The sequence below is a fragment of the Streptomyces sp. 2131.1 genome (assembly GCF_900105515.1).
Taxonomy (GTDB): Bacteria; Actinomycetota; Actinomycetes; order Streptomycetales; family Streptomycetaceae; genus Streptomyces; species Streptomyces drozdowiczii.
Window position 1 is genome coordinate 4,390,001 of sequence record NZ_FNSY01000001.1, and the last position, 13,281, is coordinate 4,403,281.

9 protein-coding genes and 2 rRNA genes (1 of these 11 running past the window's edge) are annotated in these 13,281 nt (G+C 69.1%); 6 read left to right on the forward strand and 5 right to left on the reverse strand.

Going from position 1 to position 13,281, the window contains the following annotated elements:
• A 23S ribosomal RNA gene (locus BLW14_RS19775) occupies positions 1-1,626 on the forward strand; it begins 1,500 nt to the left of the window's first position.
• Positions 1,627-1,703: 77 nt separating this feature from the next.
• Positions 1,704-1,820: ribosomal RNA gene (gene rrf, locus BLW14_RS19780) — 5S ribosomal RNA — on the forward strand.
• Positions 1,821-1,914: 94 nt separating this feature from the next.
• Here the strand turns inward: rrf and BLW14_RS19785 are convergent.
• The 5 genes from BLW14_RS19785 to BLW14_RS19805 form a co-directional block, all read right to left on the reverse strand.
• Positions 1,915-3,225: a DUF58 domain-containing protein gene (locus tag BLW14_RS19785; RefSeq protein WP_093708570.1), complete on the reverse strand. Its 1,311-nt coding sequence runs from the start codon at positions 3,223-3,225 to the stop codon at positions 1,915-1,917.
• Positions 3,226-3,236: 11 nt separating this feature from the next.
• Positions 3,237-4,244: an AAA family ATPase gene (locus BLW14_RS19790; protein WP_093708571.1), complete on the reverse strand. Its 1,008-nt coding sequence runs from the start codon at positions 4,242-4,244 to the stop codon at positions 3,237-3,239.
• Complete coding sequence (locus BLW14_RS19795) at positions 4,241-5,473, reverse strand: DUF4350 domain-containing protein (protein WP_093708572.1); 1,233 nt, start codon at positions 5,471-5,473, stop codon at positions 4,241-4,243. The genes BLW14_RS19790 and BLW14_RS19795 overlap by 4 nt, the downstream gene beginning before the upstream one ends.
• The gene (locus tag BLW14_RS19800; RefSeq protein WP_093708573.1) at positions 5,470-6,096 is read right to left on the reverse strand and encodes a DUF4129 domain-containing protein; all 627 of its coding nucleotides are present in this window, start codon (positions 6,094-6,096) and stop codon (positions 5,470-5,472) included. Before BLW14_RS19800 ends, BLW14_RS19795 begins: the two co-directional genes overlap by 4 nt.
• A 64-nt stretch (positions 6,097-6,160) precedes the next feature.
• Complete coding sequence (locus BLW14_RS19805) at positions 6,161-7,387, reverse strand: glycerophosphoryl diester phosphodiesterase membrane domain-containing protein (protein WP_093708574.1); 1,227 nt, start codon at positions 7,385-7,387, stop codon at positions 6,161-6,163.
• A gap of 140 nt (positions 7,388-7,527) precedes the next feature.
• Here BLW14_RS19805 and mtnA point away from each other — a divergent pair, with 140 nt between their 5' ends.
• The 4 genes from mtnA to BLW14_RS19825 all read left to right on the forward strand — a co-directional run bounded on the left by mtnA (position 7,528) and on the right by BLW14_RS19825 (position 13,251).
• Entirely contained in the window at positions 7,528-8,673 is a 1,146-nt protein-coding gene (gene mtnA / locus BLW14_RS19810; RefSeq protein ID WP_093708575.1) for an S-methyl-5-thioribose-1-phosphate isomerase, read from the forward strand.
• Positions 8,674-8,677: 4 nt separating this feature from the next.
• Positions 8,678-9,367, forward strand: a complete 690-nt coding sequence (mtrA, locus tag BLW14_RS19815; RefSeq protein WP_187282414.1) for a two-component system response regulator MtrA — start codon at positions 8,678-8,680, stop codon at positions 9,365-9,367.
• 1 nt (position 9,368) lies between these two features.
• Entirely contained in the window at positions 9,369-11,396 is a 2,028-nt protein-coding gene (gene mtrB / locus BLW14_RS19820; RefSeq protein ID WP_177154035.1) for an MtrAB system histidine kinase MtrB, read from the forward strand.
• An 85-nt stretch (positions 11,397-11,481) separates the two neighbouring features.
• A complete protein-coding gene (locus tag BLW14_RS19825; RefSeq protein WP_256333014.1) occupies positions 11,482-13,251 on the forward strand; it encodes an LpqB family beta-propeller domain-containing protein in 1,770 nt (589 codons plus the stop codon).
• The last annotated feature ends 30 nt before the right edge of the window (positions 13,252-13,281 follow it).

Consider the following 13,281-nt stretch of genomic DNA (forward strand, 5'->3'; position numbering starts at 1 on the left):
AACCGGTTGATATTCCGGTACCCGCTTTGAAACGCCCAATACTGAATCAGGCGATGCTAAGTCCGTGAAGCCGGCCCGATCTCTTCGGAGTTGAGGGTAGTGGTGGAGCCGACGAACCAGACTTGTAGTAGGTAAGCGATGGGGTGACGCAGGAAGGTAGTCCAGCCCGGGCGGTGGTTGTCCCGGGGTAAGGGTGTAGGACGCACGGTAGGCAAATCCGTCGTGCATGTAAGTCTGAGACCTGATGCCGAGCCGATTGTGGTGAAGTGGATGATCCTATGCTGTCGAGAAAAGCCTCTAGCGAGTTTCATGGCGGCCCGTACCCTAAACCGACTCAGGTGGTCAGGTAGAGAATACCGAGGCGTTCGGGTGAACTATGGTTAAGGAACTCGGCAAAATGCCCCCGTAACTTCGGGAGAAGGGGGGCCATCACTGGTGATCCGATTTACTCGGTGAGCTGGGGGTGGCCGCAGAGACCAGCGAGAAGCGACTGTTTACTAAAAACACAGGTCCGTGCGAAGCCGTAAGGCGATGTATACGGACTGACGCCTGCCCGGTGCTGGAACGTTAAGGGGACCGGTTAGCTGCTCTTCGGGGTGGCGAAGCTGAGAACTTAAGCGCCAGTAAACGGCGGTGGTAACTATAACCATCCTAAGGTAGCGAAATTCCTTGTCGGGTAAGTTCCGACCTGCACGAATGGCGTAACGACTTCTCGACTGTCTCAACCATAGGCCCGGTGAAATTGCACTACGAGTAAAGATGCTCGTTTCGCGCAGCAGGACGGAAAGACCCCGGGACCTTTACTATAGTTTGATATTGGTGTTCGGTTCGGCTTGTGTAGGATAGGTGGGAGACTTTGAAGCGGCCACGCCAGTGGTTGTGGAGTCGTCGTTGAAATACCACTCTGGTCGTGCTGGATGTCTAACCTGGGTCCGTGATCCGGATCAGGGACAGTGTCTGATGGGTAGTTTAACTGGGGCGGTTGCCTCCTAAAGAGTAACGGAGGCGCCCAAAGGTTCCCTCAGCCTGGTTGGCAATCAGGTGTTGAGTGTAAGTGCACAAGGGAGCTTGACTGTGAGACCGACGGGTCGAGCAGGGACGAAAGTCGGGACTAGTGATCCGGCAGTGGCTTGTGGAAGCGCTGTCGCTCAACGGATAAAAGGTACCCCGGGGATAACAGGCTGATCTTCCCCAAGAGTCCATATCGACGGGATGGTTTGGCACCTCGATGTCGGCTCGTCGCATCCTGGGGCTGGAGTCGGTCCCAAGGGTTGGGCTGTTCGCCCATTAAAGCGGTACGCGAGCTGGGTTTAGAACGTCGTGAGACAGTTCGGTCCCTATCCGCTGTGCGCGTAGGAATATTGAGAAGGGCTGTCCCTAGTACGAGAGGACCGGGACGGACGAACCTCTGGTGTGCCAGTTGTTCTGCCAAGGGCATGGCTGGTTGGCTACGTTCGGAAAGGATAACCGCTGAAAGCATCTAAGCGGGAAGCCTGCTTCGAGATGAGTATTCCCACCCTCTTGAAGGGTTAAGGCTCCCAGTAGACGACTGGGTTGATAGGCCAGATGTGGAAGCCCGGTAACGGGTGGAGCTGACTGGTACTAATAGGCCGAGGGCTTGTCCTCAGTTGCTCGCGTCCACTGTGTTAGTTCTGAAATAACGAACAGCCGTGTTGTTGCCCGGTGTTCAAATTTCATAGTGTTTCGGTGGTCATTGCGTTAGGGAAACGCCCGGTTACATTTCGAACCCGGAAGCTAAGCCTTTCAGCGCCGATGGTACTGCAGGGGGGACCCTGTGGGAGAGTAGGACGCCGCCGAACTCCTTTTAGGAAGAGCCCCGTGCCCTTGTGGCACGGGGCTCTTTCGCGTTCTCCGGGACCTTTCTGCTGGGCCGGTGCCCAGCAGTTTCGTTCCCTACAGGCGCCCCGCTGCCTTGAGGGCCAGGTAGGCGTCGGCAAGAGCGGGCGCGAGGGTGTCCGGCGGTGCGTCGACGACGACCACGCCGTACCTTTTGAGCTTGTCCGCAGTCCGGCGTCGCTGGGCCTCGGCTTCAGCGCCGGCAGCAGCCTCGTAAATCGCGTCCACTGTGCCCCGCGCGTCGGCCATGCCCGCGACCTGCGGATCGCTCACCGCCGCCAGCAACACTGTGTGTCGCTGAGTCAGTTGGGGGAGTACGGGGAGCAGGCCTTCCTCTACAGGGGCTGCGTCGAGGCTTGTCAGGAGGACGATCAGCGAACGTCGCGGTGCGTGCGCGAGTGCTGCTGCGACGAGCCCTCGTGCGTCGGTCTCCACGAGTTCGGGTTCGAGCGGCGTGAGCGCGTCGACCACGGCAGCCAGGACTTCGCCGGTTGCCCGGCCCTGCACGCGTGCCCTGACACGACGGCTGTACGCGAGCAGGCCAACGCGGTCACCGGCGCGAGCGGCGAGTGCGGTGAGGAGCAAGGTTGCGTCCATCGCGGCGTCGAGGCGGGGGACGTCGCCGAGGCGGCCCGCCGAAGTGCGTCCCGTATCGAGGACGACGAGGACATGCCGATCCCGTTCGGGGCGCCAAGTTCTCACAGCTACTGCGGACTGGCGGGCGGTCGCCCGCCAGTCGATCGAGCGGACGTCGTCCCCGGGGACGTAGGCGCGCAGGCTGTCGAACTCTGTGCCCTCGCCGCGCGTGAGGAGGCTTGTGCGGCCGTCGAGCTCGCGCAGCCTCGCGAGACGCGAGGGGAGGTGCTTGCGGCTCGTGAAGGGCGGGAGTACCCGGACCGTCCACGGCACCCGGTGACTGCCCTGGCGTGCGGCCAGGCCCAGAGGCCCGTACGAACGGACGGTGACTTGTTCAGCCTTGCGGTCACCCCGGCGGGTGGGGCGCAGGACGGTGCTGAGACGCCTTCGCTCGCCGGGCGGGACAGTCAATTCGTGACGGGAGGAGGCGTGTTCGGTTCCAGGCAGCCAACTGCTCGGAGGCCATGCGTCGCGAAGGTGTGCCCGCAGACGCCTGCGGGAAGGATTGACTACGCTGAGTTGCACTTCCGCTTGGTCGCCGAGCCGAACGGTTGTGTCACCGGATCGAGTGAACTGGAGCGAACGCACTGGCGCTGCCAGGGCATAGTCGCACAGAATTGCCAGTGAGAGCGGGGCGTTGACCGCGAGCATTCCCGTCCAGCTCGGGGCCACGATGCCTACGGGGAGTGATCCCAGGGCGGCCAGCAAGGCGGTACGTCCGGTGAGGGCCATAGCTCAACGCCTCACCGTGGAACGGGGACATGGGCGAGCACAGCGGCGATGACGGAGTCGGGGGTGACCCCTTCCATCTGTGCCTCGGGGCGCAGGTGGATGCGGTGCCGGAGTGTCGGTAGGGCCAGGGCTTTCACATCGTCCGGGGTCACGTAGTCGCGGCCGGTGAGCCAAGCCCAGGCACGGGCCGTCGACAGCAGGGCGGTGGCTCCACGGGGGGAGACACCGAGAGAGACCGAGGGGGAATCACGCGTGGCACGACAGATATCCACTACGTAGCCGGCTATCTCGGGGTGCACGGTCGTCGCGGCTACCCCGGTACGGGCGGCTTCGAGATCGGCGGGTCCCGCGACCGGGCGGACGCCGGCGGCCTGCAGGTCGCGGGGATCGAATCCGTCGGCATGGCGGGTCAGGACATTGACCTCCTCCTCCCGAGTGGGCAGCGGGACGGTCAGCTTCAGCAGGAAACGGTCCAGTTGGGCTTCGGGGAGGGGGTACGTGCCCTCGTACTCGACCGGGTTCTGCGTTGCGGCGACGAGGAAGGGGTCAGGCAGGGGGCGTGGTGTGCCGTCGACAGTGACCGTGCGTTCTTCCATCGCCTCCAGGAGGGATGCCTGCGTCTTGGGGGGCGTCCGGTTGATCTCGTCGGCGAGGAGAAGGTTGGTGAAGGCAGGCCCGGGCTGGAACGAGAACTCGGTCGTGCGCGCGTCGTAGACGAGCGAGCCGGTCACATCGCTCGGCATCAAATCAGGGGTGAACTGCACGCGCTTGGTGTCCAGTTCGAGCGATGCGGCAAGAGCCCGGACCAACAGGGTCTTGGCTACGCCCGGAACGCCTTCGAGTAGGACATGGCCTCGGCAGAGCAGTGCCACCACGAGCCCGGTGACGGCCGCGTCCTGGCCGACCACGGCTTTGCCGATCTCGGAGCGCAGTGCTTCCAGGGAAGCACGGGCCGCGTCGGAGGTGACGGGCGGGGTTGATCCTGCTTTCCCGGCGGGCGCGGAGGGTGGGGCGCTCATGAGGTTCGGACCTCTCTTTCGAGGGAGTCGAGTCGGTCTGCCAGAAGTACGAGCGCGCTGTCCTCGGCGGGGGCGGGGCCGAAGAGCAGCACGTCGAGGTCGCCGGGGGCCGGGCCGATACGTGCGGACAGGGCGGGGAGGAGCACTGCGGGGAGGTGCGCTTCCCGGGGGGAGACACCGACGAGCGAGGCCATCCGGGTGCGGGTGGCATGGCGGAGTGAGGCGGCGGCCCTGTCGCGGGCATTGGCCTTGCGGCTGAGCCTGGCCCGGCCCTCGGTGGACTCGGAGGCCCGGATGGCTACGGGCAGGCGTTCGGTGACGAGGGGGCCGAGGCGTCGGGCGCGCCAGACCGCTGCGAGCACTGCGGCGACGGCGAGTTGCTGGGTGCCCCACAGCCAGCCGGACGGGATCAGGCCGATGAAGCTGCTCTCGCCGTTCGCGGTGTTGTTGTCTGCGTTGCCGTCATCGGCGGGGCCGCCGGTGGCAGAGGGATCAGTGAGCGAGGGGAGGTACCAGGTCAGATGCGGGCGGGAACCGAGGAGTTGAAGGGCCAGGGACGCGTTGCCCTGGCGGTCGAGGCGCTCGTTGTACAGGAAGTCTGCGGAGCCGAGCAGGACGGTGTCGCCTCCTGCGGGCTGCCGCAGGAGGAGCACCGAGGGCAGGCCTGCCGCGGGGTAGCAGGCGATGGCGTCGAGGCCGTTCGCGTCGTATCGGACGCCGCCCGTCTCGACGGAGCCGGCTCTGCGGGCTGCGGGAAGGAGGCAGGCCGGTGGGCGTGTGACCACGGAGGCGGGGGGCTTCGCCTGTACGCCCGGGGCCAGCCTGCTCACGGAGGTGGGGTCCGCGCCGAGGAGGACGGTGCGGCCGACTGTGCCGGAGGTCGCCGTGCGAAGGGTGTTCTGTTGGTGGGGGGTCAGCAGGTTGGGAGTGGTGACGAGGAGTGTCGTGTCGGAGCCAGCCGCGGTGGTGGCGTCCCGGAGCGTGGTGACGACGCGGAACGAAATGCCGTGGTCCTTGAGGAGTTCGGCGATGGCCCTGCTGCCGTAGGGGCCCGCCGAGCGGGGGTCGAGGCGGCCGTGCTGGTCCCCGGAACGGGTGGCCGCCAGGGCTATCGCGGCGACGACGAGCAGGAGGACGGCGAGCAGCAGCCCGCGGGTGCGGAGCCAGACCTGGTGAGGTGTGACGGAGGTCGAGGTGGAAGGGGAGGAAGGAGTGGTGACCGCAGTCATTCGCCGGCTCCCTCCCGGGCGCCGGCCAGCTGTGGCCTGGCGGACTCCACGGCCAGGTCGAGGTCGAGAAGCCCCAGGTACGCCGTCCGGTCGGCGACGCGGCCCCCGTATGTGATGTCGTCGAAGACCCGGGCCGCGGCCCGCAGGGGTGCGGCGTGCGCGGGAAGGGCCAGGCCCGCCTCCGCGGCGGCCTCGTCGGCGGTTCGTCCGGGGCGGGGGTCCAGCAGCGCGCGTTCCTCCAGGGCGCGGACGATCGCACGCATCCGTTCCTGGACGGCCTGGTTCCAGCGCTCTTCTGCTGCGTGGGCCTCGGCGGCGGCCCGGTGGTCGGCGGTGCTGCGGGGGCCGTCGGCGAAGAGCGCGTCGGCCGGCCGTGCGGCGGACCGCGGGGTGCCCAGCCGCCACCGGAGCGCGGCGGCCAGGGCGATGACGATCAGAAGGAGAACGGTCAGGCCGGCCACTCCGCCCGGTGCGGTGCCCGAGGCCGCCGCGAGGACATCGCCGAACCAGGTCCACAGGTGGTCCAGCGCGCGCTGGAGGAGGTTCGGATCGTTCTCGTGGTACGCGTCCTTGGACAGCTCGCGTCTCGCTGCTTCCCGGGCCGGGAGGCGGCCGGTGTCCAAGGGAGCTTCGCTGCTCGCCCGTATCAGCAGTCTCACTGCCGCCCCGCCCGCCCCCGGCACGTTGTCAGCCCCTGTCGTCGAAGCCGGGGAGCCCCGCTGCCCTGGCGAGGTCGAGGTCGAGGGCCTCGCGGCGGATGCGCTGGTCCACGTAGAGCAGGGCCATGACGCCGGCGGAGAGCGGATACGTGAGGGTGGCGACGACCACGTCACCGATGGCGGAGACGATCAGGAACGGCCAGCCGAATTCCGAGGTTCCCTCGGTGAGGAAGGAGCTCAGGCTGCCGTCGTCCAGGCCCACCGCGACGATGCCGAAGGGGATGCCCACCACCAGGGCCACGATGACGGTCAGTACCCAGGTCAGGGCGAGAATGCCGAACATCCGCCACCAGGCGCCACGGACCAGCTTCGCGGAGCGGCGCATGGAGGCGATGATCGACTGCCGCTCCAGCATGAGCGCCGGAGCGGCCAGGATGAATCGGACCGTCAGCCAGAGGAAGACGGTGACCGCCGCGAGCAGGCCGAGGAAGGCGAGGCCGACCCCTGCGGTGTCGCCGATCAGGAATCCGGGGAGGATACCGGCGGTCATGATCGCTGCGGCCATGACAGCGAGCAGGAGGGTCAGTCCCAGCAGGGGCAGCAGCCTGGGGCGGGCCTCGGCCCAGGCGTCGGACAGGGTGACGGGGCGGCCCAGCACCGAGCGGCTGATCACCACGGTCAGCACCGCTGTGGTGAAGATTGTGGCGAGCATCGAGACGAGCAGGGGCGGGGCGCTGTCGAGCAGGTTGTAGCGGAGGGACTCGTTGAGCTGGCGCAGGGCCTCCGAGCCGGTCGCGTTGGCGTCGACCGACGGGGGGTCGGGCAGCAGGTAGCGCCGGATGAGCAGGATGGCTGTCTGGGCGATCACGGAGACCGTGAGCGTGATGCCGAGCACCGTGCGCCAGTGGGCGCGCATGGTGGAAACGGCGCCGTCCAGGATCTCGCCGACGCCGAGCGGCCGGAGCGGGATGACACCGGGCTTCGCCGCGGGCGGCGGGCCGCCCCAGCCGGGACCCTGCCACGGGCCGCCCCAGCCCGGTCCCTGGGGCGGGGTGTGCCCGCCCGGGCGGGGATGCGGTGCGGTGGGGCCGGCTCCGCTGGGGCCGGGCGGGGTCCACTGGCCGGCGGGCGGCTGTTCGGCGGCCCAGGTTCCCGAGGGGGCGTCGTCGGCAGGTGCGGAAGGCCGGGGGACTTCCGTTCCCTTGCCGTCGGAGGGGGCGGATCCGGGCGAGGCCCAGCCCGGAGTGTCGTTCATGCTCGCTCCTTCACGGTCCTGTCCGCGCATCGGGGCGTCAGGTTGGCAGCCATCGTGCCACGCGTCGATGACGTGCGGGTCCGGCCTTGTGTCGCGCTCACGCCTTCATGTCCCGGCGGGTCACCGGGCAGACTGGACAGATGGCTGATCAGGACGCGCAATCGCCGGTGGGCAGCAAGCCCGCCGGGCTATCCGTACTTCGCTGGGACGAACCCCCGGAAGGCCCCGTGCTGGTGCTCCTCGACCAGAGGCGGTTGCCGGCCGAGGAAACGGAGATGGTCTGCACGGACGTGCCGGCTCTGGTGGAGGCGATCAGAACACTCGCGGTACGGGGGGCGCCCCTGCTGGGGATCGCCGGCGCCTACGGGGTGGCGCTGGCCGCCGTGCGGGGCTACGACGTGGCGGAGGCCACGGGGCTCTTGGAGCAGGCGCGGCCCACCGCGGTGAACCTCGGGTACGGCGTCCGACGGGCGGCCGCGGCGTACTGGGCGGCGCTCGACAAGGGGGCCGGACAGGAGCGGGCGGGGGCGGCCGCGCTGGCGGAGGCCAAGGCGCTGCACCGGGAGGATGCCGAGGCCAGCGAGCGGATGGCCCGGTACGGGACCGCCCTGCTGGACGAGCTGGTCCCGGGCGGGGGGCATCGGCTGCTGACCCACTGCAACACCGGGGCGCTCGTCTCGGGAGGCGAGGGCACCGCCTTCGCCGTGGCGCTCGGTGCGCACCGGGAGGGCAGGCTGCGGCGGCTGTGGGTGGACGAGACCCGCCCGCTGCTGCAGGGTGCCCGGCTCACCGCGTACGAGGCGGCGCGCAACGGCATGCCGTACAGCCTGCTCACGGACAACGCGGCCGGTTCGCTGTTCGCCGCGGGGGAGGTGGACGCTGTGCTGATCGGGGCTGACCGCATCGCGGCGGACGGGTCGGTGGCCAACAAGGTGGGGAGCTATCCGCTGGCGGTGCTCGCCAAGTACCACCACGTACCGTTCATCGTGGTGGCGCCGACGACGACCGTGGATCTGCTCACGTCGGACGGGGCGTCCATCACCGTCGAGCAGCGTTCCGGGCGGGAAGTGACTGAGGTCACAGTCCCGCCGCGTGGGATGGGGGACGAGGAGACGGGCGGGGTGCTTGTAGCCCCTGTGGGGACCCAGTCGTACAACCCCGCCTTCGATATCACGCCGCCGGAGCTGGTCACGGCGATCGTCACGGAGGAGGGCGTAATCTCGCCGGTCACGGGGGCCGGGCTGGCAGAGCTGTGTGCCAGATCATCGCAGGTAACGATTAGCTAATGGGATGATGTCGTTTATGAAGGGACGCGTCCTTGTCGTCGACGACGACACCGCACTGGCCGAGATGCTCGGGATTGTGCTGCGTGGTGAGGGTTTCGAGCCGTCGTTCGTAGCGGACGGCGACAAGGCACTTGCTGCATTTCGAGAGGCGAAGCCGGACCTGGTCCTGCTCGACCTCATGCTGCCCGGCAGGGACGGCATCGAGGTCTGCAGGCTGATCAGGGCCGAGTCGGGCGTGCCGATCGTCATGCTCACTGCCAAGAGCGACACGGTTGACGTAGTGGTGGGTCTGGAGTCCGGGGCCGACGACTACATCGTCAAGCCGTTCAAACCGAAGGAGTTGGTGGCCCGGATCAGGGCACGTCTGCGCAGGTCCGAAGAGCCGGCCCCGGAGCAGTTGACCATCGGGGACCTGGTGATAGACGTCGCCGGTCACTCGGTGAAGCGGGAGGGGCAGTCCATCGCCCTGACGCCGCTGGAGTTCGACCTGCTGGTCGCGCTCGCCCGCAAGCCGTGGCAGGTCTTCACCCGTGAGGTCCTCCTGGAGCAGGTGTGGGGTTACCGGCACGCGGCGGACACCCGTCTGGTCAACGTGCATGTGCAGCGGCTCCGCTCCAAGGTCGAGAAGGACCCGGAGCGGCCGGAGATCGTGGTGACCGTCCGTGGTGTCGGTTACAAGGCCGGACCGAGCTGATATGTCCCTGGGTAGCACTGCTCCGCAGCCCGGGGAGCCGGGAGTCCGTGCGGAGCGGGCTGCCGGTTCAGGGCATACGTCTTCCACCGTCGAGCGCTTCCTGCAGGGCGGCCGGTTGTTCCAGGACCGGGCGCCCGGCGGGCCGGTGCCTCGGCTGCTGATGCGCTGGGTGCGGCGTCCGCTGCTGCCCGCCGTACGGCTGTGGCGGCGCAATCTCCAGCTGCGGGTCGTCGCCGGCACGTTGCTGATGTCGCTCGGAGTGGTGCTGCTGCTCGGCCTCGTCGTGATCGGGCAGGTGCGCAACGGCCTGCTCGACGCGAAGGGGAAGGCCGCCCAGACACAGGCCGCGGGCGGGTTCGCGGCCGCCCAGGAGAAGGCGAACGCGCCGCTCACCCCGGCTTCGGGCCAGGGCGACGACGCCGCGGACGGTACGACCGCCAACAACTCCTGGCGGACCGAACTCGTCGACCAGCTCGCCAGCGGTGGGAAGAACGCCTTCGACGTGGTGGCGCTCAGCGCCGACGAGGGCTCCCGCGCGCCGCGTGGTTCGGGGAAGGTCGAGACCGTGAGCATCCCGCTGAACCTCCGCGAGGCGGTGAACAAGGGCCCGGGGGCCTTCCAGACGTACTCACTGATCCAGTACTCGAACGGGCGGGAGTCGCAGCCCGGCCTCATCGTGGGCAAGCGCCTCTACGACATCGACCGCAATCCGTACCAGCTGTACTACGTCTTCCCGCTGGCGCAGGAGGAGAAGTCCCTGACGCTGGTCAAGGGCACGCTGGCGACCGCGGGGCTCTTCGTGGTCGTGCTGCTGGGCGCTATCGCCTGGTTCGTGGTGCGCCAGGTCGTCACCCCCGTACGCATGGCCGCGGGCATCGCCGAACGGCTCTCCGCCGGCCGGCTCCAGGAGCGGATGAAGGTCACCGGCGAGGACGACATCGCCCGGCTCGGTGAGGCCTTCAACAAGATGGCGCAGAACCTCCAGCTGAAGATCCAGCAGCTGGAGGAGCTCTCCCGGATGCAGCGGCGGTTCGTTTCGGACGTCTCGCACGAGCTGCGCACCCCACTGACGACGGTGCGGATGGCCGCCGACGTCATCCACGAGGCGCGTGTCGACTTCGACCCCATAACGGCCCGGTCCGCCGAGCTCCTGGGGGACCAGCTCGACCGCTTCGAGTCGCTGCTCTCCGACCTGCTGGAGATCAGTCGCTTCGACGCGGGTGCCGCCGCGCTGGAGGCGGAGCCGATAGACCTGCGGCAGGTCGTGCGCCGGGTGATCGGCGGCGCCGAGCCGCTGGCGGAACGCAAGGGCACCCGGATCCGGGTGACCGGCGACGAACAGCCGGTGATCGCCGAGGCGGACGCGCGGCGAGTCGAGCGGGTGCTGCGCAACCTCGTCGTCAACGCGGTGGAGCACGGCGAAGGACGCGACGTCGTGGTGCGGATGGGCGCCGCGGGCGGAGCGGTCGCCGTCGCCGTCCGGGACTACGGCGTGGGGCTGAAGCCCGGCGAGGCGACCCGGGTTTTCAACCGCTTCTGGCGGGCCGACCCGGCCCGTGCCCGTACCACCGGCGGGACCGGCCTCGGCCTGTCCATCGCGGTGGAGGACGCGCGGCTGCACGGCGGCTGGCTGCAGGCGTGGGGCGAGCCCGGCGGCGGTTCCCAGTTCCGGCTGACGCTGCCGCGTACGGCGGACGAGCCACTGCGGGGCTCGCCGATACCGCTGGAGCCCGAGGACTCGCGGCGCAACCGGAAGAGCCGGGAGCAGGCCGCGGACGCCTCCACCACGGGCAGCGAGCACCGGCTGCTGGCCGTGCCCTCGCAGCACGCCGGTACCGGCCGCGCCCCGCTGCCGGTGCCCGGCCGGGCACCGGGGCGCGCCAGGACCGCACCCGCCTCGGTGCACCCGGCGGCCCTGCCGGGCAACGGGGCGCGGGTGGTGCCGCGTCCCGCCGAGGAGCGGCAGGCCGGGCACAACGACTCTCCGGGGCACGAACAGGGGCGGGAGGACGCGACTCGTGAGGACTGACCGTCGTGAGGGGGGCCTCGGACGGGCGGCGGGGGTGACCGTGCTGATCGTGTGCGGAGCGCTGGTGCTGTCCGCGTGCGGCTCGATGCCGGTCACGGGCGATGTCAAGGCCGTCGACGCCTCGCAGCCCGGGGACTCCCAGGTGCAGGTGTACGCGGTCGCCCCGCGCGACGGTGCGACGCCGAACGAAGTGGTCGACGGCTTCCTGGAGTCGATGACCAGCGACGACTCCGACTTCCGTACGACGCGCAAGTACCTCACCAAGGAGGCGTCGCGCCGGTGGAAGCCGAGCGCGGAGACCACCGTCCTGGCCAAGGCGCCGAACCGCAGCGACCGCCCGGTTCATGAGAACGACCGCACCACCAACGAGGTCACCTACACCCTGACCGGTGAGCAGGTGGCGAGGGTCGACGAGCAGAACGCGTACCAGCCGCTCGTTCCGACGGACTTCTCCCGCACGCTGCGTCTGGTGAAGGAGAAGACGCAGGACGGCAGTGAATGGCGCATCGCCTCCGTCTCGGACGGCCTGGTGCTCGGGCAGTCCGACTTCAAGCGGCTGTACCGCTCGGTCAACAAGTTCTACTTCGCGGCCGGCCGTTCCGACGCACAGGCCACGCTGGTCGCCGACCCCGTCTACCTCCGCAACCGCAGCGATCCCGCGACCGGCATGGACACGGTGACGCAGGCGGTCCGCAGCCTGCTGCGGGGCCCGACCGACTGGCTGCGGCCGGTGGTCACCTCGCGCTTCCCGGCGGGGACGAACCTCAAGAAGGGTGTCGCCTCGCTGACGCCCGACGACCGCAACGTCCTGAAGGTCCCGCTCGACAAGAAGGCCGACGGGACCGGGCAGCGTTCCTGCCGGATGATGGCCTCGCAGGTGCTCTTCACCCTCCGGGACCTGACCTCCGCACGGGTCGAGCAGGTGGAGTTGCAGCGCTCGGACGGTTCGGCGCTGTGCGTGCTCGACGCGGACCAGGCCGAGGAGTACGCCCCCGACGGCTCCTCGGGCGGCCCCGACAGCCAGTACTTCGTCGATGCCAAGGGCCGGGTGGAGCGCATACCGGGCAGCACCAGGGGCAGCGGTGAGCCGGAGCCGGTGGCCGGCCCGTTCGGCAACGGCGCGCTGAAGGTGAGCGCGATCGGCGTGGCCCGGGACGAGCAGTCCGCGGCGGCGCTCTCCCAGCACAACGAATCGCTGTACGTGACGTCCATCGCGGCGGACGGCGAGCTGCCCGTACCGGCCCTGACGAGCAAGGCGGTCGATCCCGAGGACCGGCTGACGGCGCCCAGCTGGGACGGCCGGGGCGACCTCTGGGTGGCCGACCGCGACCCGAAGAACTCCCGGCTCCTGAGGCTGCCCCACGGCACGGGCAAGCCGCAGGAGGTCACTGTGCCGAGCCTGAACGGCAGCCGCATCGCGGGGCTGCGGCTGTCCTCGGACGGGGTGCGCATAGCGCTGCTGGTGACGACGGACGGTCACACGACGCTGAAGATCGGCCGGATCGAACGGCTGGGTACGGGGGACGACGCCCAGGTGTCCGTGGTCGACCTGCGGCAGGCGGCGCCCCAGCTCGCGGACGTCACGGCGATGTCCTGGTCCGGCCGCGGCCGCCTCGTGGTGGTCGGCAAGGAGCAGGGCGGCGTGCAGCAGGTCCGGTACGTGCAGGCGGACGGCTCGACGCCCTCCTCGGGCGTGCTGCCCGGCGTGAACCAGGTGCTCGCCATCGCCGCCGCCGACGACGAGCAGCTGCCGCTGATGGCGGACACCTTCGGCGACGGGATAGTGAAGCTGCTACCGGGGGACAACTGGCAGACGGTCCTCAAGGAGGGCTCGGCGCTGGTCTATCCCGGCTGACACCGGCGATCCCGCGGGCGTTTTCCACAG

Bases quoted from the DNA above. Each gene is read 5' to 3' on its own strand.
- BLW14_RS19785 (WP_093708570.1), bottom strand. From the start codon at position 3,225: ATGGCCCTCACCGGACGTACCGCCTTGCTGGCCGCCCTGGGATCACTC.
- BLW14_RS19790 (WP_093708571.1), bottom strand. From the start codon at position 4,244: ATGAGCGCCCCACCCTCCGCGCCCGCCGGGAAAGCAGGATCAACCCCG.
- BLW14_RS19795 (WP_093708572.1), bottom strand. From the start codon at position 5,473: ATGACTGCGGTCACCACTCCTTCCTCCCCTTCCACCTCGACCTCCGTC.
- BLW14_RS19805 (WP_093708574.1), bottom strand. From the start codon at position 7,387: ATGAACGACACTCCGGGCTGGGCCTCGCCCGGATCCGCCCCCTCCGAC.
- mtnA (WP_093708575.1), top strand. From the start codon at position 7,528: ATGGCTGATCAGGACGCGCAATCGCCGGTGGGCAGCAAGCCCGCCGGG.
- mtrA (WP_187282414.1), top strand. From the start codon at position 8,678: ATGATGTCGTTTATGAAGGGACGCGTCCTTGTCGTCGACGACGACACC.
- mtrB (WP_177154035.1), top strand. From the start codon at position 9,369: ATGTCCCTGGGTAGCACTGCTCCGCAGCCCGGGGAGCCGGGAGTCCGT.
- BLW14_RS19825 (WP_256333014.1), top strand. From the start codon at position 11,482: ATGCCGGTCACGGGCGATGTCAAGGCCGTCGACGCCTCGCAGCCCGGG.